The sequence below is a fragment of the Marinobacter litoralis genome (genome assembly GCF_016427555.1).
In the GTDB taxonomy this organism is placed as follows: Bacteria; Pseudomonadota; Gammaproteobacteria; order Pseudomonadales; family Oleiphilaceae; genus Marinobacter; species Marinobacter litoralis_A.
Genome location: NZ_JAELVS010000001.1, coordinates 1,499,884 through 1,524,745 on the forward strand (window position 1 = coordinate 1,499,884; position 24,862 = coordinate 1,524,745).

Annotated in this window: 22 protein-coding genes; 8 read left to right on the forward strand and 14 right to left on the reverse strand. The window is 55.7% G+C overall.

Annotated elements, in window-relative coordinates; translation table 11 throughout:
• Positions 1 to 43: 43 nt before the first annotated feature.
• Genes JAO79_RS06950 through JAO79_RS06960 form a run of 3 tightly spaced genes read right to left on the reverse strand, consistent with a single transcriptional unit; the run spans position 44 to position 3,963 of the window.
• Positions 44 to 706, reverse strand: coding sequence for a carbonic anhydrase (locus JAO79_RS06950; RefSeq protein ID WP_199006448.1), 663 nt, complete (start codon positions 704 to 706; stop codon positions 44 to 46).
• 18 nt (positions 707 to 724) lie between these two features.
• On the reverse strand, positions 725 to 2,530 hold the full coding sequence (gene oadA / locus JAO79_RS06955) for a sodium-extruding oxaloacetate decarboxylase subunit alpha (RefSeq protein WP_199006449.1): 1,806 nt from the start codon (positions 2,528 to 2,530) through the stop codon (positions 725 to 727).
• Positions 2,531 to 2,547: 17 nt separating this feature from the next.
• Positions 2,548 to 3,963, reverse strand: coding sequence for an acetyl-CoA carboxylase biotin carboxylase subunit (locus tag JAO79_RS06960; protein WP_199006450.1), 1,416 nt, complete (start codon positions 3,961 to 3,963; stop codon positions 2,548 to 2,550).
• 132 nt (positions 3,964 to 4,095) lie between these two features.
• Here JAO79_RS06960 and JAO79_RS06965 point away from each other — a divergent pair, with 132 nt between their 5' ends.
• Positions 4,096 to 5,043: a LysR family transcriptional regulator gene (locus JAO79_RS06965; protein WP_199006451.1), complete on the forward strand. Its 948-nt coding sequence runs from the start codon at positions 4,096 to 4,098 to the stop codon at positions 5,041 to 5,043.
• Positions 5,044 to 5,479: 436 nt separating this feature from the next.
• Here the strand turns inward: JAO79_RS06965 and gatB are convergent, their stop codons facing one another.
• The 3 genes from gatB to gatC all read right to left on the reverse strand — a co-directional run bounded on the left by gatB (position 5,480) and on the right by gatC (position 8,760).
• Positions 5,480 to 6,931 carry an Asp-tRNA(Asn)/Glu-tRNA(Gln) amidotransferase subunit GatB gene (gene gatB / locus JAO79_RS06970; RefSeq protein ID WP_199006452.1) on the reverse strand — a complete coding sequence of 484 codons (1,452 nt, stop codon included), beginning with the start codon at positions 6,929 to 6,931 and terminating at the stop codon, positions 5,480 to 5,482.
• A gap of 22 nt (positions 6,932 to 6,953) precedes the next feature.
• Positions 6,954 to 8,399: an Asp-tRNA(Asn)/Glu-tRNA(Gln) amidotransferase subunit GatA gene (gatA, locus tag JAO79_RS06975; RefSeq protein ID WP_199006453.1), complete on the reverse strand. Its 1,446-nt coding sequence runs from the start codon at positions 8,397 to 8,399 to the stop codon at positions 6,954 to 6,956.
• Between the two features lie 73 nt (positions 8,400 to 8,472).
• Positions 8,473 to 8,760, reverse strand: a complete 288-nt coding sequence (gene gatC, locus JAO79_RS06980) for an Asp-tRNA(Asn)/Glu-tRNA(Gln) amidotransferase subunit GatC (protein ID WP_199006454.1) — start codon at positions 8,758 to 8,760, stop codon at positions 8,473 to 8,475.
• Between the two features lie 396 nt (positions 8,761 to 9,156).
• Between gatC and JAO79_RS06985 the strand changes: the two genes are divergently transcribed.
• The 7 genes from JAO79_RS06985 to JAO79_RS07015 are packed head-to-tail and all read left to right on the forward strand — an operon-like array spanning position 9,157 to position 18,254.
• Complete coding sequence (locus tag JAO79_RS06985) at positions 9,157 to 10,200, forward strand: rod shape-determining protein (protein ID WP_199006455.1); 1,044 nt, start codon at positions 9,157 to 9,159, stop codon at positions 10,198 to 10,200.
• Positions 10,201 to 10,229: 29 nt separating this feature from the next.
• Positions 10,230 to 11,099: a rod shape-determining protein MreC gene (gene mreC, locus JAO79_RS06990; RefSeq protein ID WP_199006653.1), complete on the forward strand. Its 870-nt coding sequence runs from the start codon at positions 10,230 to 10,232 to the stop codon at positions 11,097 to 11,099.
• Positions 11,099 to 11,575: a rod shape-determining protein MreD gene (mreD, locus tag JAO79_RS06995; protein WP_199006456.1), complete on the forward strand. Its 477-nt coding sequence runs from the start codon at positions 11,099 to 11,101 to the stop codon at positions 11,573 to 11,575. The genes mreC and mreD overlap by 1 nt, the downstream gene beginning before the upstream one ends.
• 6 nt (positions 11,576 to 11,581) lie before the next feature.
• Positions 11,582 to 12,184: a Maf family protein gene (locus JAO79_RS07000; RefSeq protein WP_199006457.1), complete on the forward strand. Its 603-nt coding sequence runs from the start codon at positions 11,582 to 11,584 to the stop codon at positions 12,182 to 12,184.
• A complete protein-coding gene (gene rng, locus JAO79_RS07005; protein WP_199006458.1) occupies positions 12,181 to 13,662 on the forward strand; it encodes a ribonuclease G in 1,482 nt (493 codons plus the stop codon). The genes JAO79_RS07000 and rng overlap by 4 nt, the downstream gene beginning before the upstream one ends.
• A gap of 41 nt (positions 13,663 to 13,703) precedes the next feature.
• Complete coding sequence (locus tag JAO79_RS07010; RefSeq protein WP_199006459.1) at positions 13,704 to 17,414, forward strand: YhdP family protein; 3,711 nt, start codon at positions 13,704 to 13,706, stop codon at positions 17,412 to 17,414.
• 15 nt (positions 17,415 to 17,429) lie between these two features.
• Positions 17,430 to 18,254: a carbon-nitrogen hydrolase family protein gene (locus tag JAO79_RS07015; RefSeq protein WP_227664340.1), complete on the forward strand. Its 825-nt coding sequence runs from the start codon at positions 17,430 to 17,432 to the stop codon at positions 18,252 to 18,254.
• A 13-nt stretch (positions 18,255 to 18,267) separates the two neighbouring features.
• Here the strand turns inward: JAO79_RS07015 and yjgA are convergent, their stop codons facing one another.
• From yjgA to lptB, 8 genes are all read right to left on the reverse strand, one after another.
• A complete protein-coding gene (gene yjgA / locus JAO79_RS07020; RefSeq protein WP_199006460.1) occupies positions 18,268 to 18,795 on the reverse strand; it encodes a ribosome biogenesis factor YjgA in 528 nt (175 codons plus the stop codon).
• Positions 18,796 to 18,812: 17 nt separating this feature from the next.
• Positions 18,813 to 20,174 (reverse strand): magnesium transporter, encoded by a 1,362-nt coding sequence (mgtE, locus tag JAO79_RS07025; protein WP_199006461.1) that lies wholly within the window; start codon positions 20,172 to 20,174, stop codon positions 18,813 to 18,815.
• An 86-nt stretch (positions 20,175 to 20,260) separates the two neighbouring features.
• On the reverse strand, positions 20,261 to 20,530 hold the full coding sequence (locus JAO79_RS07030; RefSeq protein WP_199006462.1) for an HPr family phosphocarrier protein: 270 nt from the start codon (positions 20,528 to 20,530) through the stop codon (positions 20,261 to 20,263).
• A 6-nt stretch (positions 20,531 to 20,536) separates the two neighbouring features.
• The gene (rapZ, locus tag JAO79_RS07035; RefSeq protein WP_199006463.1) at positions 20,537 to 21,421 is read right to left on the reverse strand and encodes an RNase adapter RapZ; all 885 of its coding nucleotides are present in this window, start codon (positions 21,419 to 21,421) and stop codon (positions 20,537 to 20,539) included.
• Between the two features lie 42 nt (positions 21,422 to 21,463).
• Complete coding sequence (gene ptsN / locus JAO79_RS07040) at positions 21,464 to 21,934, reverse strand: PTS IIA-like nitrogen regulatory protein PtsN (protein WP_199006464.1); 471 nt, start codon at positions 21,932 to 21,934, stop codon at positions 21,464 to 21,466.
• A gap of 103 nt (positions 21,935 to 22,037) precedes the next feature.
• Entirely contained in the window at positions 22,038 to 22,340 is a 303-nt protein-coding gene (hpf, locus tag JAO79_RS07045; protein ID WP_199006465.1) for a ribosome hibernation promoting factor, read from the reverse strand.
• A 71-nt stretch (positions 22,341 to 22,411) separates the two neighbouring features.
• Positions 22,412 to 23,944 (reverse strand): RNA polymerase factor sigma-54, encoded by a 1,533-nt coding sequence (locus tag JAO79_RS07050; RefSeq protein WP_199006466.1) that lies wholly within the window; start codon positions 23,942 to 23,944, stop codon positions 22,412 to 22,414.
• Positions 23,945 to 24,126: 182 nt separating this feature from the next.
• Positions 24,127 to 24,852, reverse strand: a complete 726-nt coding sequence (gene lptB, locus JAO79_RS07055) for an LPS export ABC transporter ATP-binding protein (protein ID WP_199006467.1) — start codon at positions 24,850 to 24,852, stop codon at positions 24,127 to 24,129.
• Positions 24,853 to 24,862 lie beyond the last annotated feature (10 nt).

Below are 24,862 nucleotides of genomic sequence, written 5' to 3' on the forward strand. Positions count from 1 at the left end.
AGGCTCCGACATGCATGTCGGAGCCTTTTTTATTGGGCGAGAATTATTCGCTGATTTTAGCGATGTAATCCGAGTAGTACTGGTCGAAATCCATGAATTCCATGCTGTCACGACCACAGCAACGAATGTTGCCGGATTTGATGTCGTAGACCCAGCCGTGGATTTCGATCTTGCCGTTGGCCAGTTTGGCCGCTACCACAGGGTGTGTGCGCAGGTGTTGTACCTGCTGCAGTACGTTTTCTTCGATCGCTTCATCCATGTACTTGCTGTCCAGGCACGTATCACTGGGAATGCTGTGTCGTTCACGCACGATTTCCATCGCGGAACGGCAATGTCCCAGCCATTCTTTCACGTGTGGAAGGCCTTTCAGCGCTGGAATGTCCAGAGCGCCTTTGATGGCTCCGCAATCGGTGTGGCCACAAACGATGATGTGGCGAACACCTAAAACCGCAACGGCGTATTCGATCGACGCGGTCATGCCGCCGGTTTCGTTGCTGTGCGGAGGGATAACGTTACCGGCGTTTCGACAAATGAACAGGTCCCCCGGGTGAGAGCCCGTGACCATGTTCGGGTCGATACGCGAGTCTGAACAGGTAACAAACAGCACGTCCGGGTTTTGGCTGTCGGCTAATGCGCCAAACAGATCCTTGTGCTCCGGGTAGACGTTTTTGCGGAAGTTCAGTACGCCGCGAACAATGTGATCCATAATAATTTCTCCTGCCGGTCAGGCAATTTCAATCAATACTTCTCCAGGGGTAACCCGGTCACCCTTGCTGACGTGAATCGCTTGCACGGTGCCGTCAACGCTGGAATGAATTTCGGTTTCCATCTTCATGGCTTCGGTAATCAGAACCGCCTGGCCAGCGGTTACAGTATCGCCTTCCTGAACCAGCACATCCACCACATTTCCGGGCATGGCAGTACTGACGTGGCCTGGGTCGGTGGCGCGCTTGCGGCCTTTGCCGCCTTCAGCCACGTATTCGTTCAAGGACTCGAACACCACTTCTTCGGGCATGCCATCCAGTGACAAATACAGCTTGCGCTTACCGGGCTCTGTGTTGCCAACACCGGTCACAGCCACTTCGTAAGTTTCACCGTGCACATCAATACGGAATTCGGTGGCCATGGCTGAGCCCAGCCGGCCCTGTCCGGATTGCTCTGCCGGTAATAGTTCTTCCGGCTTCAGTGTGCCATCCTTGCGTTGCTGCAGGAATTCGCGGCCCAGATCCGGGAACATGGCGTATGTGAGCACATCTTCCTCCGAGCTGGCCAGACTACCAATGTCTTCTCGTAATTTGTTCAGCTCGGGCGGTAACAAGTCAGCCGGGCGACCTTCGTTGACCGTTTCGTTGCCAATGGCTTTCTTGCGAATGTCCGCATTCACCTCGGCAGGAGGATGCCCATAACCGCCTTGCAGATAGCGTTTTACTTCATTGGTGATGGTTTTATAGCGCTGCCCGGCCAACACATTATAGACCGCCTGTGTGCCGACAATCTGGGATGTGGGTGTGACCAGTGGCGGGTAGCCAAGGTCCTTCCGAACCCGCGGAATCTCGTCAAATACCTCATTGATCTTGTCGAGGGCGTTCTGCTCCTTCAACTGGTTGGCCAGGTTCGACATCATGCCGCCCGGCACCTGGTTGATCTGAACCGACACGTCCTCGCGGGTAAACTCGCTTTCAAACTGATGGTATTTCTTGCGCACTTCGCGGAAGTAATCGGCAATCTCGCTGAGCAGTTCCAGGTCCAGTCCGGTGTCGTAATCCGTGCCTTTCAATGCGGCAACCTGGGATTCGGTGGCCGGATGGCTGGTGCCGCTGGCGAACGCAGAGATAGCCGTGTCGATACGGTCAACGCCAGCTTCGATGGCCTTAAGCTGGCACAGGGGCGCGAGACCTGCTGTTGAGTGGCTGTGAATCACCAGCGGAAGATCTACGGCTGACTTGATGGCTTTTACCAACTCGTAGGTCGCGTAAGGCGTCAGCAGTCCCGCCATGTCCTTGATCGCAATCGAATCGGCACCCATCGCTTTTAGTTGTTTAGCCTGTTTAACAAACAGCTCTGGAGTGTGCACCGGGCTGGTGGTGTAGCAGATGGTGCCTTGTGCATGCTTGCCGGCTTTTTTGACCGCTTTGATTGCGGTTTCAAGGTTACGAAGGTCGTTCAGGGCATCGAAAATCCGGAACACATCAATGCCGTTATCGGCCGACTTCTGCACAAAGGCTTCCACCACGTCATCGGCATAGTGGCGATAGCCCAGCAGGTTCTGGCCCCGAAGCAGCATTTGCAAGCGGGTGTTGGGCAGGGCTTTACGCAATTGGCGCAGGCGCTCCCACGGGTCTTCTTTTAGGAAGCGTACGCAGGCATCAAAAGTAGCGCCGCCCCAGACTTCCAAAGACCAGTAACCCACCTGATCCAGTTTGTCGCAAATCGGCAGCATGTCTTCCGTGCGCATGCGGGTGGCAATCAGAGACTGATGCGCATCGCGCAGAATAAGATCGGTGACTTCGATTTTTTTCGCGTTACTCATGTTCACTCTCCTGTGGATTACCAGCCAGCATGGGCTGCGATGGTGGCGGCAATCGCCAGTGCTACCGCACTGGGGTGACGTTTCTTCGAATAGTTCAGCAGTTCGGGGTGCTCTGGCACGAAGCTGGTGTCAAACTTGCCCGCCCGAAAGTCGGGCTGATCCAGAATTTGCTGATAGTAATTGGCGGTGGTGGTAATGCCGTGCAGGCGCATGTCGTCCAGCGCGCGTTTGCCACGGGCGATCACTTCTTCCCACGTTAGTGCCCACACCACGAGCTTCAGACACATGGAGTCGTAGTAGGGCGGTATCTCATAGCCGGTGTAGATCGCGGTATCCACTCGCACACCCGGGCCACCCGGGGCGTAGTAGTGTGTGACACGGCCGAAGCTAGGCAAAAAGTCGTTCTTGGGATCTTCCGCGTTGATCCGGAACTGCAGGGCATAGCCGCGATAGGAAATATCTTCTTGGCGGTAACTCAGCGGCAGGCCTGAGGCAATGCGCAATTGCTCCCGAACAATGTCCACGCCGGTAATGGCTTCGGTGATGGTGTGTTCCACCTGTACCCGGGTGTTCATTTCCATGAAGTAGACTTCGTTGCCGGTGAGCAGAAACTCCACCGTGCCGGCGTTCTCATAACCCACGGCTTGCGCCGCTTTGACGGCCAGGCCTCCAATATACTGGCGCTGCTCCGGCGTGAGCTGTGGGCTTGGTGCAATCTCGATCAGCTTTTGGTTTCGACGCTGAATGGAACAATCCCGCTCATACAGGTGAATGGCATTGCCTTGGCTGTCCCCGAGGATTTGCACTTCGATGTGCCGCGGGTTGACGATGCACTTTTCCATAAACACTTCGGCGGAACCGAAGGCTTTGGTGGCCTCGGAAATCACCCGTGGGTACTGGGTTTTCAATTCCTCGGCAGAATCACACCGGCGAATGCCCCGGCCGCCGCCACCCGACGTGGCCTTGAGCATAACCGGATAGCCGATTTGATCGGCCAGCTTGAGTGCTTCGTCAAGATTCGCCAAGTTGCCTTCCGAGCCAGGCGTAATCGGCACACCGGCGGCGCGCATACTGTCCCGGGCCTGAGTTTTGTCGCCCATTTTGTGGATAACGTCAGACTTGGGGCCGATAAATGTTACCCCTTTCTGCTCGCAAAGCTGCGCGAACCGGGCGTTTTCGGACAAAAAGCCGTAACCGGGGTGAATGGCATCGCACCCGGTTTCAATAGCCAGGTTCACGATGCGGGCAGGGTCCAGGTACCCGGCGATCGGATCTTCCCCTAAAGAGTAAGCTTCATCAGCCCGCTTTACGTGCAAGCCGTACCGGTCGGGCTCGGTGTAGATAGCCACCGAGCGGATACCCATTTCCGCGCAGGCGCGCACAATCCGCACCGCAATCTCGCCTCGGTTGGCGATCAAAACTTTCTTCAACATGGGAGATTCCTCGTTTCTTCGTCCCGAATGAAGGTTCTAAAAGAATAACGAGGACCGCTGATCAGTAAAAATTGATATTATTTCGATTATGTATAACAAATTTATTATAGATGGTTCTGTGAGGGTAAATGCATGCCGCTGAGCATTCAAAAACTGGCCAACCGGCTGACCTTTCGTCAGCTTCAAGTCTTCAAGGCCGTTTACGATTTGAAAAGCTACAGCAAAGCCGGTGAGCTGCTGGGGCTAACTCAGCCGGCGGTCAGTAGCCAGGTTCGTCATCTTGAGCAGGCTCTGGAAATGCCGATGTTCGAATACGTGGGGCGCAAGTTGTATTGCACCGCCGCCGGCGAAGAAATGGCGGCCTGTGTGAAGAGTGTGTTTCATGAGTTGGCCGACATGCAGAATCGGCTGGCGGCACTTGAGGGGAGGGTGGCCGGCGACTTGCGCTTGGTAGCGGTCAGTACCGCCCAGTATGTGGTGCCGTATTTGCTGCGCTCGTTTCTGGAGCAGAACCCGCAGGTCAACATCTCCGTAGCGGTGGTCAACCGAGCCACCGCTCTGGAGCGTTTGAATGAAAACAGCGACGATTTGGTCATCATGGGCATGGTGCCTCAAGGAAAGCCATTAACGTCGTTGCCGTTTCTGGACAATGAGTTGGTGCCGGTTGTGCCCGCGGGGCACCCGTTGCTTGCAAGAGATTCGGTTGGCCCCGAAGAGTTTCTGGATAGCCAGCTGCTGAGCCGTGAATCGGGTTCGGGTAGCCGGTTGGCGTTGGAGGTGTATTGTCAGAAGCACCGCCTGAAAATGGAGCCGGTGATGGAGCTTGGCTCGAACGATGCGGTAAAACACGCAGTGCTGGCAGGATTGGGTGTGGCGGTGATCCCTAAGCTGAGCATTCTGTCGGAATTAGCGTTAGGTTCTCTTGTGGCTATGGATATCAAGGGGTTCCCACTAAGGCGCAGCTGGTGTGTGGTGCATCCTCAAGGGCGGCACCCGACACCGGCTATGAAAGCGTTTATTGATTACATTCAGCGGAATATTGCTGAATTCGATAGCTTGTTTAGGCAGCTGGGTTCCTGACTTTGGGTGCTTACGGTTTGGTTTCGGCCCTAGACTGCTAGAGTAGGTGATAGGTGATGTTTGGGGCCCCTTCCCAAAAACCGCTACGAGCACATCCATGTGCGCTTCTCTCCGGCCATCCATGGCCTCCGAAATTTTTGGGAAGGGGCCCCAAACACCACCATTCAGGCTTGGCAGCAATAGTCCGGAATTGTGGAGGAAATGGTGGCGGATACTAATGCGGAGTAAGAAAGCGTTGGCGGGAGGCTCCTCACAAAAATGTGCGGAGCCATGGATGGCGGAGCAGAAGCGTCACATGGACGTGCCGAAGGAGCGGTTTTTGGGAGGGGCCTCCCGCCAACGCGCCCCGCAAACCTGGCAGGCCAAGAGTAAGGTCGCAGCCCCGAAGCTCAAAGGCTAGGGCCGAAGCATAAACCCCGACCCAAGCCCAACTCCATTAACCACCAAGCTTCCGCAGAAGAATCTCGTTGAACAGTTTAGGGTTGCCCTGGCCTTTGGAGGCTTTCATCAAGGGCCCCATAAAGCCGCCAAGCATCTTCTTGCGCTTCTTCGGATCTTCCTCGCCTTGGAATTGGGCAACCTGATCCGGCATGCCGGCCAGAACCTCATCTACCATCGCTTCCAGAGCATCAGTATCCGACACCTGCTTCAGGCCCTTGGCCTCGATGATCGCATCCACGTTATCGTTCTCGCCGGTCCAAAGTGCTTCAAACACCTTTTTGGCGCCCGACGAAGACAGCGTATTATCGGCAATACGAGTGACCAGCGCGCCCAGCTGCGCACCAGTGATCGGCGCCTCGGCTACTGACTTCTCTTCTGCATTCAAGCGAGCCGAAAACTCACCCTGAACCCAGTTGGAAGCCAGCTTCGCGTCTTTACCATGTTCCACCGTTTCCTCGAAGAAACCGGCCAGTTTGGCATCGGCAGAGAGGATGCCTGCATCGTAATCGTTCAGGCCGTACTGCTCCTTGAAGCGAGCACGGCGAGCATCGGGCAGCTCCGGCAAGCGAGCGCGCGCCTCTTCGATGAAGCTGTCGTCGATTTCCACCGGCAGCAGGTCCGGACAGGGGAAGTAACGGTAGTCGTTGGCTTCTTCCTTGCTCCGCATAGAGCGGGATTCGTCCCGGTCGCCGTTGTACAGGCGGGTTTCCTGAATGATCTCGCCGCCGTCTTCCAGAATATCCATCTGACGCTCAACTTCGTGCGCGATGGCCTGTTCCATGAACCGGAAAGAGTTCAGGTTCTTGGTTTCGGTACGGGTGCCGAGGGTGTCAGAGCCTTTGGGTTTAAGCGAAATGTTCACGTCAAAGCGCATAGAGCCCTGAGACATATCACCATCGCAGATGCCCAGAGAAGTCACCAGACTGTGTAGCTTTTTGGCGAAGGCTACGGCTTCTTCGGCACTGTTCATATCCGGTTCGGTCACCACCTCGATCAGGGGTGTGCCGGCGCGGTTCAGGTCAATGCCGGACATGCCGTGGTAGTCCTCGTGCAAGGACTTACCGGCGTCTTCTTCCAAATGGGCATGGTGAATGCGTACCCGCTTGGTGCTGCCGTCGGACAAGTCGATGTCGACATGGCCCGGCCCCACAATTGGCTGGGCCAGCTGCGTGGTCTGGTAGCCCTTGGGCAAGTCCGGGTAGAAGTAGTTCTTGCGCTCGAACACCGAGCGACGACCAATTTCCGCATTGGTAGCCAGGCCAAACATCACGGCATAGCGGAACGCCTGTTCGTTCGGAACCGGCAGCGTGCCCGGCATGGCCAGGTCAACGGCATTGGCTTGAGTGTTGGGCTCAGCGCCGAAGGCGGTGCTGGAGCCGGAGAAAATCTTGGTTTTGGTGGCAAGCTGTACGTGAATTTCCAGCCCGATCACGATATCCCACTGCATGTGTTCGTCTCCTTATCCGGGCTTATTGAGGTTCACGCTGGTGCCAATCGGTCACCTGCTGGAATTGATGGGCCGCGTTCAGCAAACGGGCTTCTGAGAAGTAATCCCCGATAATCTGCAAACCAACGGGCAAGCCGTCAACAAAACCGGCGGGCACAGATATGGCCGGAATCCCCGCCAGGTTAATGGCGATGGTGAACACGTCTTCCAGATACATCGTCACCGGGTCTGTGGTCTTCTCGCCCTGAACGAATGCAGGGGAGGGCGACACCGGGCTCATCATCACGTCCACTTCTTTGAACGCATTAATGAAGTCCTGCTGAATCAGGCGGCGAACCTTCTGCGCCTTCAGGTAATAGGCGTCAAAGTAACCGGCTGACAACGCGTAGCTGCCCACCAGAATCCGGCGCTTAACCTCGTTGCCGAAGCCTTCCGCCCGGGTGCGGGTGTACATGTCCATCAGATCTTTCGGGTTGTCGCAGCGATAGCCGTAACGCGCGCCGTCAAAACGGGACAGGTTGGCAGAAGCTTCTGCCGGTGCAATCACGTAGTAAGCGGCGATGGCCAGCTTGGCGTTGGGCAGAGAAACCTCTTTAACCGTTGCGCCCAGCTTCTCGTATTCACGCACTGCATTGCGAACCTGCTCTTCCATAGCGGGCGACAGCTGCTCGCTGAAATACTCCTTCGGCAGACCAATTTTCAGGCCCTTCAGAGGCTCGTTCAGTGTCGCGGTGTAGTCTGGCACCTCGCGGTCGATGCAGGTGGAGTCTTTTGGATCGAACCCCGCCATCACATTCATCATCAACGCAGCATCTTCCGCCGTGCGCGTCATCGGGCCGCCTTGGTCCAATGATGAAGCAAACGCGATCATGCCGTAACGGGAAACCCGGCCATAGGTCGGCTTCAAACCGGTAATGCCGCACAACGCAGCAGGCTGGCGGATGGAGCCGCCAGTGTCAGTGCCCGTTGCTGCAGGCACCAAACGCGCCGCAACAGCCGCCGCAGAACCGCCGGAAGAACCACCGGGAACGCGCTTGTCGCCCCACGGATTGGTTACCGCGCCAAAGAAACTGGATTCGTTGGAAGACCCCATGGCGAATTCGTCCATGTTGGTCTTGCCCAGACAAACCGCGCCAGCGGCTTTAAAGTTTGCCGTCACCGTGGCGTCGTAAGGCGGTACAAAGTTCTCCAGCATCTTCGAGCCACAAGTGGTGCGAACACCGTTGGTGCAGAAAATGTCCTTGTGCGCAAACGGAACCCCGGTCCAGGCCGTCGCCTTGCCGGCCGCCCGCATCGCGTCCGCTGCTTTGGCTTCCGCCAAAGCCTGTTCTTCGGAGATGGTGATGAAACTGTTGTACTTGCCGTCTTCACTCTTCAGACGGTCGAGGAACTGTTGCGTCAGCTCCACGCTTGAAATCTTCCCGCTCTCCAGCTCTTTGGAAAGCTCTGCTACGGATTTGTTGTGCATCATCAATCCTGAAATCTTTGATGGTCAGAAAGTAGGCCGGATAAAAGGCCGTGGCTGCTAAACTCGAACCGAATCACTCAATAACCTTGGGCACCAGATACAGCCCGTCCTCGGTCGCCGGCGCAATCGCCTGAAAGGCTTCCCGCTGATTGGTTTCGGTAACTTCGTCCGCGCGCAAACGCTGAACCGCATCCAACGGATGCGCCATCGGCTCCACGGCTTCTGTATCCGCAGCGCTTAATTGATCAACCAGATCCAGAATATTGCCCAGATCTTTCTCCAGAGCCGAAACCTGCTCGTCATCCACTTTGATGCGGGCGAGCACGGCAACTTTTTCAATGTCCTCGCGGGAAATGCTCATGTTGCCTCCAATAAAGCATGTGTGAATACAATTTAATGCAATGATGCCCGGACGCTCGGCTGCGGCTGTTTATGAGTGCACCTGCGATGTCCGGGGATGCCTTGGGGAACTGCTTTCCAAAAATGTGCGCAGCCATGGATGGCGGAGCAGAAGCGCCACACGGATGTGCCGAAGGAGCGGTTTTTGGAAAGCAGTTCCCCAAGGCATCGTTGCACCTGTTGAAAACAAGCCGGATATATTAGCAGAAACCTGCCGCAGATTGGCCCCGAAACAACCCATAAAATGTGCAATTAGTAAGCCAGCAGCCCCGATGGCTCCTTGCCTGCACAGGGCCCCGCTGATAAAGTTGCCGCATCCTTCTTTAGCAACCGCAACTCTCAGGTTGAAACAACACGAATGTTAATCAAAAGACTCCGAGGCCTATTCTCCAGCGACCTGTCCATTGACCTGGGCACCGCCAACACACTCATCTATGTGCGGGGTCGTGGCATCGTATTGGACGAACCGTCCGTGGTCGCCATCAGAACCAGCAACTCCCAGAAAATGGTTGCCGCCGTCGGTTCTGAAGCCAAACGCATGTTGGGCCGAACGCCCGGAAATATCACCGCTATTCGCCCTATGAAAGACGGCGTCATCGCCGACTTCGTCGTCACCGAAAAAATGCTCCAGCACTTCATCCACAAAGTGCACGAAAACAGCTTCATCACCCCAAGCCCGCGTGTGCTCGTGTGTGTGCCCAGCAAATCGACCCAGGTAGAACGCAAAGCCATTCGCGAATCTGCTCTCGGTGCCGGTGCCCGCGAAGTCTTCCTGATTGAAGAGCCCATGGTGGCAGCCATCGGTGCAGGCTTACCGGTTGAAGAAGCCAGCGGCTCCATGATTGTTGATATCGGCGGTGGCACCACTGAAATCGCCATTATCTCCCTGAACGGCATCGTATACGCCGACTCCGTACGCGTCGGCGGCGACAAGTTTGACGAAGCCATCGTAACCTACGTACGCCGGAACTACGGTAGCCTGATCGGTGATTCGACCGCAGAGCGCATCAAGCACGAAATCGGTTGTGCCTACGAAGGTCTGGAACTGAAAGAAATCGACGTTCGCGGCCGCAATCTGGCGGAAGGTGTGCCCCGCGCGTTCACTCTGAACAGCGAAGAAATTCTCGACGCACTGCAAGAATCACTGGCGCAGATCGTACAAACCGTCAAAAGTGCGCTTGAACAGTCGCCGCCCGAGCTGGCGTCTGATATTGCTGAGCGCGGCATCGTCCTGACCGGCGGTGGTGCACTGTTGGCTGGTTTGGACAAACTGATCAGCGAAGAAACCGGATTGCCCGTGATCATTGCCGAAGACCCGCTGACCTGCGTTGCCCGCGGAGGCGGTAAAGCGCTGGAAGTGATCGATCGCAGCGGCATCGGAATGTTCTCCCAGGAGGGGTAATCCCGTGAGGGGAGCTCACCATTAAAACCATCTTCGTTCAGGGGCCGATACCCGGCTTCAGACTCCTCCTAGTCATACTGTTATCGGCAGCGTTAATCGCTGCCGATAGCCGTTCTGACAGACTGTCGATTGTTCGTAGCTCCATCGAGACAGGGTTGGCCCCCATCTACTGGTTCGGCAACTTGCCTGCCCGATTGGGGAATTGGATCGAGGGCTCACTCGAAGACCACGAAGATCTGCAGAAGAAAAACGAAGAACTGCAAACCCGCCTTCTTATTCTGGAACGAAGGGCGCTGAAGTACGCCGCTCTTGCCTCCGAGAACAACGAACTCCGCCGCTTAATGAACTCTGCCGAAGTGCTGGACGATCGCGTTATTGTGGGTGAAGTTGTCGGCATTTCTCCGGATCCGTATACCCACGAAATTGTCATCAACAAAGGTCAGAGCGACGGCATTACCGTCGGGCAGGCGGTGTTGGATGCCGCGGGGCTGATGGGGCAGGTGGTCCAGACAAGCCAGTTTACCTCGCGCGTGCTGTTGGTGTCTGACAGCAGTCACGCGGTACCCGTGGAAGTCCTGCGCAACGGTCTGCGCGCAATCCTTCTCGGTAGCGGTCAGCCCAATACCCTGGATCTGGTACACGTACCGGATACCGCGGATATTCGTGAAGGCGATGTGTTGGTCAGTTCGGGTCTTGGGGGCCGATTCCCGTCTGGTTACCCGGTGGCAGAGATTACAGAAATCGTTAAAGAGCCGGGAGAACCGTTTGTTACGATCGGCGCTGCGCCGAAAGCGCGCTTGAATCAAAGTCGCCTTGTTCTGGTAGTCTTCCAGCCGGAAACCCGGCATGACGAAGAACCGGTAAGTGAGCAGGTTCCGGATGAAGGGGAGGCGCCCTGATGCTGTCAGTCATCAGTTATCCACTGTTTTTAATCTCGGTACTGATATCGCTGGTTCTGAGTATCTCCATGTTTCCTGTGGGGTGGTTCGAGTTCCGGCCTGAGTGGTTGGGTCTGGTGGTGTTTTACTGGACGTTCAGGGCGCCGGCTCAGTTTGGCGTGATCTTGGCCTGGTGTCTGGGATTGCTGCTGGATACCCTGGAATCGACCCCTCTGGGTGTGAATGCGGTGGGCATGGCGCTGATCGCCTTTCTGGTATTGACCGTGCACCAGCGTCTTCGCATGTACCCGCTGCCGCAACAATGTCTCATGGTGTTTCTGTTGCTGGGCATCAATCAGATGCTCGTGCATTTTATCAAGCAATTGGTGGGTGCTGAGAATATCGGTTTCAGCTATTTGTGGCCGGCCGTAACCAGTGCCTTGATCTGGCCGTTGCTCAGCAGCGTGCTGGACCATATCAATCGAAAACTGGGGTAAACCAATATGCCTGATCTGATTCTTGCTTCCGCCTCTCCCCGGCGCGCTGAATTGCTTCTGCAGATAGGCTTGAAATTTCATGTACAACCGGCGGATATCGATGAAACTCCCGCCTCACTGGAAACGCCTGAACACTACGTAGAGCGCCTGGCTCGGGAAAAAGCCTTGTGTGTTGCCCGGGAACACCCGGAAAAGTTGGTGTTGGGCTCAGATACCTCGGTGATCCACAACGAAGAGATACTGGGAAAACCCGAGACCCCCGAGCAGGCCGTGGCCATGCTGCAGGCGCTATCGGGCAGCACGCATCAGGTGTTAACGGCGGTAGCGCTGGCGCACAATAAGGAGTGCTGGTCCCGGGTTGTGGTCACGGATGTGACGTTCCGGGAGCTGGAAGCTGAAGAAATTCGCGCCTACGTGGCGAGCGGCGAGCCTATGGACAAAGCGGGCGGCTATGGCATACAGGGGCTGGGTGGCATTTTTGTCAGTTCGATCAAGGGTAGTTACAGTGCGGTGGTGGGGCTCCCACTTCAGGAAACCGCCGTTTTGCTTGCTCAAGCGGGCCACCCGGTGAACCAGTACTGGCCGAGCACTAAGGAGAGTCAGCGATGAGTGAAGAAATCCTGATCAACGTAACGCCGGTGGAAACCCGGGTGGCGCTGGTCGAAAACGGCATGTTGCAAGAAGCCTACATCGAGCGAACCAGCCGCAAAGGTATTGTCGGCAATATCTACAAAGGCAAAGTGGTTCGAGTGTTGCCCGGCATGGAGGCCGCGTTCGTGGATATCGGCCTAGAACGGGCTGCGTTTATTCATGCTTCGGATGTTGTTGCCAGTCAGCCCGCTGCAGACGACGAGGGTGAGGGGCCTAGAGTGGTTCCTGATATCCGTACCCTGTTGAGGGAAGGCCAGTCATTAGTTGTTCAGGTAACGAAAGATCCGATCGGCACAAAAGGGGCGCGCCTGACCACGCAATTGTCGGTGCCGTCACGGTATTTGGTGTTTATGCCCGGGGTGAAACACATTGGTATCTCCCAGCGCATCGAAGACGATAGCGAGCGTGCCCGCCTGAAATCGATCGTTGAAGAAGCCGCGGCCGAGCATCAGGAGGTGGATGGTGGTTACATCATCCGCACCGCAGCCGAAGGTGCACAGGCGGAAGAGCTCATCGCCGACATGGTGTATCTGCATCGGTTGAGCCAGTCGGTGCATGAGCGCATCAACAAAGCACCGGCTCCTTCTGCGGTGTACCAGGATCTACCGCTGTTTATTCGCACCATCCGGGACCTGATTCGCCCGCAAACTGAAAAAGTACGGATCGATAGCCGGGAGAGTTATCAGCGGGTGATGGATTTCGTGCATGAGTTTGTCACTGAATTCGCGGATAAAGTGGAGTATTACCCCGGCGAACGCCCCATTTTTGATCTGTATTCCGTAGAAGACGAAATTCAGAAAGCGCTCAGCCGCAAAGTGCAGCTCAAATCCGGCGGTTACGTGATCATCGATCAAACCGAAGCGATGACCACCATCGACATCAACACCGGTGCTTTTGTCGGGCATCGGAATCTGGAAGAAACCATCTTCAAGACCAATCTTGAAGCTGCGCGTTCGATTAGTCGCCAGCTGAGACTGCGCAACCTCGGCGGTATCATCATCATTGACTTCATCGACATGGACGACACGGAGCATCAAAGGCAGGTGCTCCGAATGCTCGAGAAAATGCTTGAGCGCGATCATGCGAAAACCAAAATTACAGGTGTTTCCGAGCTGGGCTTGGTAGAAATGACTCGAAAGCGCACCACGGAAAGCCTCGGGCAGGTGTTGTGCGAGCCGTGCCCGATCTGTGATGGCCGCGGCTTCCTGAAAACCTCTGAAACCGTGTGCTACGAGATTTTCCGTGAGATCCTTCGGGTCAATCGGGTTTACGAGGCGGAGAGCTATCTGGTGATGGCCTCCCAGAACGTGGTAGACCGGCTGCTTGATGAAGAATCCGATAACGTGGCGGACCTCGAAACCTTCATCAAAAAGACCATCCGATTCCAGGTTGAGCCTTTTTACAGCCAGGAGCAGTATGATGTGGTCCTGCTCTGATACCTGAGCGGTTCAGTATTTCAAGGGGCTGACCGATAACGATGTCGATCCGCGATGAAGGCAGTGTTCAGGCAAATACGCCCCCCGGAGGGTTGGTCGGCCGTGTTCTGACGGGCATCGCTTCATGCGTGTGGTGGGCGTTGCTGGTTTGCTTGGTTTTGCTTGCTTTGTACGCGGGCATTGGCCGTCAGCTCACCGCCAATATTGATCAATTCTCGGATCGAACCGCTCGCATCCTCTCCGAACAGACCGGCTTCGAGGTAAGCATCGGCCGTCTGTCGTCTTCCTGGCAGTGGCTCAATCCCTCGATCACCGCCAACGAAATCCTTGTGCGTCACCCAGGCACCGGGAAGGTGGTGGCAGATCTTGAGCACCTGAGCGCCAAGCTGGATTTCTTGTCGTCGTTAATGCGTTTTCGTATCGTTTTCGAAAATTTCGAAGCCGATGAGCTATCGCTCACACTGACCCGTTCCGTCATTCCCGGTGATGCCAATCCTGTTGAAGAGTTACTGCAAAAACCCGTAACAAAGGGCCATAGCCTGCAAAAGTGGCTGGATTACGCCGGTACCTGGTTATCGGATCCGGAAGTGCGGATCACCCGCGTCAGCCTGACCCTGGATGACGGCAAAGACCACTTGCGCCACATTGATATTCCCCAGTTGGACTTGCTGTATCGACGGGGCTTGTTTCAGGCGGCGGGCCGCGCGATGCAAAGTGGCACGGCCACGCAGCTGGCCAGTTTCGCCTTGGTCGGGCAACACTTTTTTCGCGGTGATTTTACCGGCCAGCTCTATCTGGACGTGGATTCCGGGCGTTTGTTTGACGGGCTGGTGGATGATTTGAGCTGGAGAGGCATTCGATTAGAAGGCTTCGATCTGGGAGGAAAAGCCTGGCTGACTTTCGAAGAGGGCGAGCTTCAACAAGTTCAGGGCCGGGTAGAAACTCCGTATTTGCAGCTGGGTGTCAACACGCAGTCACTGGCACCGCTGGAGCATATTCACGCAAGATTCGGTTGGCGACGCGGTGAGGCATTTATGCTGCAGGAGCTGCAGTGGCAATGGGCCGGAGATGTCGTTCAACCGTTCAGTTTCCGAATTCAGCCTCACGATTCGGGTACCGCGATTGTGGCCGATGCGCTGCCACTAGAGCCGCTCAGAAGGTTGGTGCTGGATCTTCAGCTGTTGCCGAACGTTGCCAATCAGGCTCTGGAGCATTACCGCCCGCAGGGCTATGTCGATGACATGCTGTTGCTGTTGCCAGAACAGGCTGCAGACTTCAGTTTGTCCGGGCAATTGCGCGACGTCAGTGCGCAAGCGTGGCAGGGCACGCCAGCGGCAACGGGGCTGGAGGGATATTTTGAGTTGTCGGCGCAAGCAGGCTATGTGGAATTGGATGCCGCCGCCCCGGTCACGTTGGGTTTTCCTTTCTTGTTTATCGATGATTGGACGTTTGACTCAATGACCGGACGGGTGTCCTGGTTAAAAGAAGGCTCCGTTGTTCGGGTTTTCGCCGATGATCTTCAATTTGGATATCAGCAGGACACGGTTATCACCGGCGCGTTTGACCTGAAGCTCGATGGTCAGGGTGAAGATAATCTTGGCTTGCGGGTGGGCGTGGAAAACGGTTCAGCGGATATGCTGGCGGCTTTTGTCCCGGTGCACGCGGTGGATAAAGGTCTTTACGAGTGGTTGTCTACCCGGATTGAACAGGCAGTGATTCGTAACGGCGAATACTATGGTCATGGCCGAATTGGCTCCGATGCGCCTGCCGGATCCTTCGTATCGTCCATGTGGTATGAATTCGAGAAAGGGAGGGTTCGCTACGACGACCAATGGCCAGTCGTAACCGGGGCTGAAGGGAGGGTAGAGGTTCAGAACGGTGATACTTTGGTAACCCTCAAACAGGCGACCACCGGCGGTTTGGCGGTTGATTCCGCTGAGGTTAGGGTGGTGCCCGGGGCGGCCGAACAACCTGCTCGCATTCAGATCGCGACCTCAGCGCCGGTTTCCGGCGAATCGGTGTCCTGGTGGTTAGCGAACAGCCCGCTCGCAGAGATGGGAGGGGCTGCTCTGACGGATGCCAACATTCGTGGCCAGTTCCAGCTTGGCCTGGATATTGATTTGCCTTTGAGTGACGCACAGCCAGTTGTTGAAGCCAACGTAAAAACCGAAGGGGCGGAGTTCGCGCTTTCCGAGGCCGGGCTGGCGTGGCGTAATATCAGCGCCGATCTGACCTACCACACAGAAACCGGCTTTGAAGGTGGACCGGTTACTACGGAGTTTCTGGGGCAGCCGGCAAGCCTCTGGTTCGGCCATAACCGTCAGGACAATGTATTGCACATCCAGCAATCCGGCCGCCTGCAGCTGCCCGATTTTCTGCAGCAGTTTGACTTTGGAATCGACACTTCGTTGGGCTTGAATGGCTCGCTGGAATACAACGCCGGGCTGACAGTCGGAGCCGACGGGGTATCTCCGATTTCAATGACGTCTGATCTGCTCGGGCTGGCGGTTGATTGGCCGGCCCCCCAAGGCAAAGACGCCCTGGATACCGCTCAGCTTGAAGTAGCGATCGATCCCTTTGTTGACGAGGGGGTTCAGGTGACGGGCACATGGACCGACCGGTTGGCGTTTGATTTGAACCTGAGAGAAGGCGGCGTGGACCTGACGTTTGACCACTTGTTCCTGGGCGACAACCGGCTTTCCGACATTGAGATAAGTGCTCTGGATCTTGGGGATCGCTGGGTGGTGAATACCGAATCCGAACGGGCTGTCGGCCGAGTGGTGATTCCGGATGATGGCGGCATTGTCGAGGTGGATCTGCAGAGCCTGAGTCTAAGCCGCCAAGCAGAAGGTGGTCACCCGGAGGAGCCGTTGTTGACGCTGGAGCAACAATTGGAAGCCTTCCGGCAACTGGACATCGGCAGCTGGCCGAACATCAATGGGCAGATCGCGGCCTTGACCATTGGCGGCAAGCCTGCCGGGCGCTGGGCGTTGAAGCTTCGCCCCGAAGAGCATCAATTGAACGTAACCGGTATCGAAGGTCAGGTAGGGTCTTTGGCGCTGACGGGAGATATGGCCTGGCGAATTCTTGATGGCAGGGAGGTGACTCAATTCAAAGGCCAGCTTGCCGGTGGTGCCCTAAAAGATCTAGAGCCCCTTATCGGAGGTTCGATCCCGTTGAACAACAAAGAAACCACCATTGAGCTGGATGTGGACTGGCCCGGCAGCCCGGCTCGCCTTGAATTAGATCATCTGAATGGTCAGGTCAGCATGCGTCTGGATGATGGTGTCATTCTTGAACAGAACAATTCGGCGCAACTGTTCCGGATATTCAATCTCTTGAATACTGACACTTTGTGGCGCCGCCTGAGCCTGGATTTCTCGGATTTGTATGAGGCGGGCGTTGCCTTTGATGCTATATCGGGGAAGGCCGTTATGACCGATGGTTTGCTCAGCCTGGATCCTGAACTACAGTTGGTGGGCCCGTCGGGCGCCTTTAAAATCAGCGGCAATACCGACATGGAGAGTGAAGATCTGAATATGCGATTGGTGATGGTGTTGCCGATTACTCAGAATCTTCCTCTTGCGGCTTTGCTGATGGGGGCCAGTGCACCCATTGGTGGTGCCTTGTTTGTACTGGACAAGATACTCGGGGATCCGCTCAGCAAGCTGACCAGTGCCACGTATACGGTCACAGGCAACTGGAGCGATCCGAAGGTTGAGCTAAAAGGTGTGTTTGACACAGGCGAGTAACTGGGGAGGCAGATAATGACGAAGGTTGCTGCAATTCAGATGGTCAGTGGTCACGATGTAAAAGCCAATCTGGCAGAAGCTGCCCGCTTGTTGAAAGAGGCTGCCGGGCAGGGTGTGAAGGTCGCAGTGTTGCCTGAAAACTTTGCGGTATTGGCGAGTGGGCAGATGCAGGCCTGCGGCGAGCAGGAGGCGGGTGACATCCCGGTGGTACGACCTTTTTTGGCGGAACAAGCCCGAACCCTGGGGCTTTGGATTGTGGGCGGTTCCATGCCATTGGCGAGCCGGCCGGATGGCGTTGCGATCGCGGACCGGGTACGGGCGTGCTGTCTGGTGTATGACGATCAGGGCCGTGAAGTGGCTCGCTACGACAAGATCCATCTGTTCGATGCCATGGTTGAAGATGCTCACGGCCAATACAAAGAATCCAACGCGTTTGAGCCTGGTGATCAGGTCGTCACCATAGATACGCCAGCGGGCCGGTTAGGTTTGGCGATCTGCTACGACCTTCGGTTTCCGGAACTGTTTCGTGCCTTAAGAGCGCAAGGCGCCGAGTGGGTGTGTTTACCCAGCGCCTTTACCTGGCAGACCGGTGATGCCCATTGGCATGCCTTGATTCGTGCCCGGGCCATCGAGAATCAGGTGTGGGTTGTGGCGCCGGGGCAGGGCGGCCAGAACAGTGAGCGCAGACGCACTTTTGGCCACAGCCTGGTGTGCGACCCTTGGGGTAAAGTGGTGTCGGAAATAGAAGAAGGCCCGGGGATGGCTCTGGCGAACCTGAATCTGGACTATTTGGAGCAGGTGCGGGCACGCATGCCGGTGTGGGAGCACCGGCGTTTATAAGCCTCCAACAGCGTTAATGCTGTTCGGCTTCGTCAATCCATTCCCGGAGCGCGCGAAACAGCTTTCGGGACTGGCCTGTGTTGGCTTGCTTCTCCACTTCTTTACGAGCATTGCGCACCAGATTTCGCAGGTGCTGAACTTCGGCGGTCGGGCAGTAGTCGATAAATTCTCCGACCACTGAATCCCCTTCCGAAATCATCTTGTCGCGCCAGCGTTCAGCCAGATGGTGGCGGCGAGTATGCTCTTCGCTACCGGCATAGAAAGCATCAATGGTTTTGCTGATGGTTTCGGGATCGTCTTCCTGACGAATGATCTTGCCGATGTATTGCAGGTGTCTGCGGCGTGCTTCACGCTGAGTGATGCGACGTGATTCGATAATAGCCCGTTGGAGCCGGTCGCTGATCGGAAGTGTCGCCAGCTGGTCGTCGTTCAATTCCAGCATGCGCTTGCCGAGATCCTGCAATTCATGCATTTCCCGTTTCAATTGCGACTTGCTGGGCCCCAGATACTCTGGAAGTTGGTCGTCAGTATGGTCAGTCATGTTGTATATCAATTCTGTCAGGCGTAAAAGAGGGTGGCCAATCCCAGAAAGGCCATGAAGCCAACAACATCGGTCACGGTTGTCAGAATAACACCGCCGGCAAGGGCCGGGTCAATATTACGGGACTTCAGGAATAGAGGCAGTACGGTGCCCGCTACTGTGGCGGCCACCAGATTGATCACCAAGGCGGCCGCAATCACGCCGCCGATCATCCAGTCTCCGAACCAGAGAATGGCCGCAGTGGCCACCACCGCGGCCCATAAGAGCCCATTAAGGATACCGGAGAGCAGTTCCCGATTCAGCAACCATGCAACGTTAACGCTGCTGATTTGCCCCACGGCCATGCCCCGAATCACCAGCGTCAGCGTCTGGCTGCCGGCGATGCCGCCCATACTGGCGACAATGGGCATCAGGACCGCCAAAGCCACCACCTTGGCGATGGTATCTTCAAACAGACCAATTACCGCTGAGGCTGTAAATGCCGTCAGCAAATTGATACCCAGCCAGACCGCGCGGCGGCGGGTGGTTTTCATCACAGGAGCAAAGGTATCCTCATCTTCATCAAGACCGGCCAGGCTCATCAGGGAGTGGTCTGCGTCTTCACGGATAACATCCACCACGTCATCGATGGTGATGCGGCCCAGTAGTTTGTTGTGTTCGTTCACGACCGGAGCCGTGATGAGGTCATACCGTTCGAACAGGGTGGCCACTTTGGTGTCAGACAGGCTGACCGGAATGGGCTCAATGTCGGTGTCCATGACTTCCCGGACGGTAGACGCCGGGTTGGATACCAGCATGCGGGTGATGGCGAGGGTACCGATGAATTCATCCCGCCGGTTAACTACGATCAGGCTATCGGTCATGGGCGGCAAACTGCGGTGCCGGCGTAAATAACGCAGCACCACGTCGATACTGATGTCCGGGCGCACCGTGATGGTGTCGGTGTTCATCAAGCCGCCGGCGGTGTCTTCCGGGTAGGAAAGCACTTCCTCTACCCGTTGCCGATCCTGTTCGTCCATGGTCTCGAGGACTTCCAGGATGACCGTGTCCGGTAGCTGCTGAAGCAAGTCGGCGAGATCGTCCGACTCAAAATCTTCAATGATGTCGGCCAGTTCCTGAGCGTTGAATTTGCTCAGGAAATACCCTCGGATATCGTCACCAAGGTGCTGCAGAACCTCGCCTTCCAGTTGCTTATCAACCAGATTCCACAGCAAAGCCCGCTGACGAGGCGGAGAGGATTCAAGAAGGTGGGCGATATCGCTGGGACTGAGACCGCCGTTCAGGATGCGGGCAACCTGCTTCAGCGCGCCACTATCCAGAGCCTCGCTCAGGGAGCGGAGTCTCTGGTGGGCCTGACTTTGTTCCAGAATATCAGACATGGATCCACCTACGGTCAGAAAACCTCCGTATTATAGCGGAGTTAGCGAGCGTCGGTGAGGGGCAGTTGTAGGTGAATTGCGAAGAATCAGCCGCCTTCGCCGAAATAATCTGCAATCAGCGAGGTTAATGCGTCGATGGCTTGTTGCTCATCGGGGCCGTCTGCAATGAGTTCAACGATGGTGCCCTGGCTGGCCGCAAGCATCATGACTTGCATGATGTTTTTGGCATCTACCTTGCGGTCATTGCGGCTGATCCAGACCTTCGATTCGTGCTCGGAGGCGGTCGCAACCAGCTTGGCGGTGGCCCGCGCGTGTAAACCGAGTTTGTTGATGATTGTCACCGTGCGGCTGATCATGGCGAATCAGATTTCCCCTCTGGCCTGCAGGTGAGGCAGTTCGGAATGGCGAACCTGCACATTTCGATACTTTTTTGCGAAGTGTTTGGTCAGTTGTTCGGAAACGTACACAGAGCGATGCTGGCCGCCCGTACAGCCGATGGATATGGTCATATAGCTGCGGTTACTGTCCGCGAACGACGGAAGCCAGGAATCGAGAAACCCGATAATGTCGTTCACCATCTTCTGGCTCAAAGGCTCGCGCTCGAGGAAGTCGATGACGGGTTGGTCAACGCCGGTGTATTTTCGGAGGTTGGTGTCCCAATAGGGGTTTGGGAGGCATCGAACATCGAAGACGTAATCCGAATCAACCGGAACCCCGTGCTTGAAGCCGAAGGATTGAACCAGCAAAGCTAATTCCTGATCTTTCCGCCCGGCTACCCGTTGTTTGACCATGTCCCTTAATTCGTACATGGACAGCCCGGTGGTGTTCACATAGAGGTCGGCCAGCCGGGAGAGCGGCTCAAGGAGGCTCTTTTCATAGGATACCGCCTCAGGAAGCGATGTTTTGTCATCGCTGAGCGGGTGCTTGCGCCGGGTTGCGTGAAAGCGCTGAAGCAAGGTTTGTTCGTCGGCATCCAGGAAAATGATTTCAACATCCATGCCCGTGCTTTTGAGCTGGCTGTATATGGCCTCGAAATTGGCCAGCTCGCCCGACAGGTTGCGTGCATCAATGCTGACCGCCATTTTCCGCAGGCGAGTGGTCGCTTCCTGGGTGGCGGCTTCCTGGGTCAGGGGGAAGAGCAGTCCAATGGGGAGGTTGTCGATGCAATAGAACCCCAGATCTTCCAGTACATGCAAGGCGGTACTTTTACCCGAGCCTGAGCGGCCGCTGACGATAATCAGCTTCATAACAGTGTTCCTCTCATGCTGCGCGCTTTTGTTGAGCTCGTATCAATTCTGATTCGAAATCATGGCCTTGTGCAGATGGTCGGTATTCTGGCACTGGCGCAGCTTTTCGCAAAAAGAGCTTTCATTAAACTTTTCAGCGAGCTGACTGAGCAGCTCGAGGTGTTCGCTGGTCGCTTCTTTGGGCACAACCAGGGCAAATACGATATCGACGGGCTGGTTGTCGATCGAGTCGAACTCGACCGGTTCGGCCAGTGTCATCAACACGCCGATGACTCGATTCAGCCCGTCCAGCCGGCAATGGGGGATGGCGATGCCTTCGCCGATGCCGGTACTGCCCAGTCGCTCCCGCGACACCAGGTTGTTGAAGATATCTGTATCGTTGAGGCTTTCGTCCTGCTGGTGAATGTGCTCAGCGATAAACTCCAGTACTCGCTTCTTGCTTGACGCTGCAACACGGCACAGAGTCAGTTCTGGAGCCAGAATGTTGTCGATGGTCAGGGATGAATCGCTCATAGATCGACTTCATTTCCGTAAAAAAAAGGCTGCGGCCGGATGATACTCCTGCCGCAGCACGTTTTATTGAAACACCCGGTTCGGTTTCACGCTAAGAGGCGCGTTAGCCGTTACCTTGCATCCGGGCGACTGTCTTTTCTTTATGCTTGAGGATCTGTCGGTCGAGTTTGTCGACCAGACCGTCGATGGCGGCGTACATGTCCTCGTTCTCAGCCTTTGCGTGAATTTCGCCACCAATCACATGGAGGGTAGCTTCGGCCATTTGGCGAACTTTCTCAACTTGCAACGTCACCTGACAATTACTGATGTGGTCGAAGTGTCGCTGAAGCTTATCAAACTTGGTGTTTACGTAATCCTTTAGTGCGGGAGTCAGTTCTACATGATGGCCTGAAATATTGAGTTGCATAGGCTTCTCCTGTTGTCATATAGCCGGCTTTTGCCGGTCTGAGTGTCAGCACCTCTTGTACTGACGAATCCTTAAACCAAACGTTTACGCTCGTTCGAGGGAGGGATGTGCATCGCCTCTCTGTACTTGGCTACGGTACGTCGGGCGACATTGATTCCCTGTTCTCCTAGCATGGCTGCAATTTTGCTATCACTCAACGGCTTTTTAGGAGTTTCGTCCGCAATCAGTTTTTTGATCATCGCACGAATCGCTGTTGAGGAACATTCTCCACCCTCGGCAGTGCCCACGTGGCTGGAGAAAAAGTATTTAAGTTCAAAAATGCCCCGCGGAGTATGCATGTATTTTTGAGTGGTGACCCGGGATATGGTCGACTCGTGCATATCCACCGCCTGGGCGATGTCCGACAGGATGAGTGGTTTCATGGCTTCGTCGCCATGGTCCAGAAAGCCTTGCTGGTACTCAACTATTCGAGTGGCCACTTTGAGCAAGGTCTCGTTGCGGCTCTGCAGGCTTTTGATAAACCACTTGGCCTCCTGCAGTTGGTCGCGCATGTAGGTGTTGTCAGCGCTGCTATCGGCCCGTCGTATTAATGAAGCATAGCTTGCATTGACGCGAATGCGTGGGGCAATTTCCGGATTAAGCTCCACGCGCCAGCGACCTTCGTGTTTGCGCACGATCACATCCGGAATGACGTAGTCCGGTTCGGTACGGTCGATATTGTCGCCGGGGGTCGGGTTCAGGCTGGTGATCAGCCCCAACACTTCTTTCAGCTGATCTTCTTTCAGGCGGCTGCGGCGAAGCAGTTGTGCGTAATCACGATTACCCAGCAAATGCAGAAACTGCGTAACCACAAGTTTGGCCTGGCGGAGCCAAGGCGTATCCGGAGGCAGTTGGCCAAGCTGAATCATCAGGCAATCCTGAAGATCCCGCGCAAATACCCCCGGTGGATCAAAGTGCTGGAGTCGGCGCAAAACGGCCTGCACTTCATCCAGTTCGAGCGGATCGTCTTCCGAGCCTTCAAACAGGCCGGAGTGGATCTCTTCAACGGAAGAGGTCAAATACCCTCGGTCATCGACTGCATCCAGAAGGGCGTGTGCAATCGCCTGGTCCCGTTCACTGAGCGGGGTCAGATTCAGCTGCCATTCCAGATGGTCGTGGAGGGTTTCGCTGGGCGAATTCCGGGTTTCAAAATCGGAGTCGTTTTCATCGTCGCCGCGGCTGGCCGGGGCGGGTGCCGACTGGTAAATGTCGTCCCAGGCGGTATCAACCGGCAGGTCGTCGGGGATGTTCTCGGGTGTTTGGTCCTCGGCCGACCAGTCGGGTGCGGTTTCCGACTCGTCCCAGTCTGAAGTTTGTGAATCTGGTGCGGGCTCGTCTGCAGCCGAGGCGGTCTCGCGTTGCTCGTCGAGATTGTTGTCCTGCTGTTCAGCTGAATCCGTCTGGTCGTCGTCCTCGGAGGTTTCCAGCATCGGGTTTGAATCGAGTGCCTGCTGGATTTCCTGTTGTAGGTCCAAGGTGGAAAGCTGCAGTAGCCGAATGGCTTGTTGCAGCTGGGGGGTCATGGTTAGGCTTTGGCCCATTTTAAGCTGTAATGAAGCTTTCATAACCATGGCTCAGTATCCATAACGTGCTTGCATCCTGATAAAAAGCATTGCTTGCAAATATAAAAAGTTGTTGCGCGCTGGTAACTTGCGACGCATGGTCAACAATTTAAGCAAGTACCCTGCCGAGTTTACTTGCTCGCGTTCAGCAAAACAATCAGCCCGGCGTTCAGGTCTACATTTGTCTACAGCCGGAATTCGTCCCCAAGGTAAACTTCTTTTACTTGCTGGTTGGCAAGAATGGCGTCAGCACTGCCCGAGGCGATAATGTGGCCGCCGGAGACGATGTAAGCGTTCTCACAAATATCCAGTGTTTCGCGCACGTTGTGATCGGTGATCAGAACGCCAATGCCTTTGTCTCGAAGATGCCGGATGATGTGTTTGATGTCGCTGACCGAAATGGGGTCTACGCCGGCAAAGGGTTCGTCCAGCAGAATGAAGGCCGGCTCCATCGCCAGCGCCCGGGCAATTTCGACGCGGCGACGCTCACCACCTGAAAGCGCCATGCCTACGCTGTCGCGAATGTGGGTGATGTGGAACTCTTCCAGCAGCTCTTCCAGCTTCGCCTCACGGTCCGCTTTGGAAAGCGATTTGCGTGTTTCCAGAATGGCCATGATGTTGTCGCGCACAGTCAGCTTGCGAAACACCGATGCCTCCTGTGGCAAGTAGCCAATACCTTTACGGGCACGCCCGTGCATAGGCAGGGGGGTAATGTCGTTGTTGTCGATGGTAATGCGACCGTGGTCAGCCGGAACCAGCCCGACAATCATGTAAAAGCAGGTGGTTTTTCCGGCGCCGTTCGGGCCGAGCAGGCCGACGATTTCACCTGAGCGGATTTCCAGAGAAACATCCAGAACCACTTTTTTCTGCTTGTAGCTTTTAGCCAGATTACTGGCCCTGAGAACTGCCATCAGAACCTTC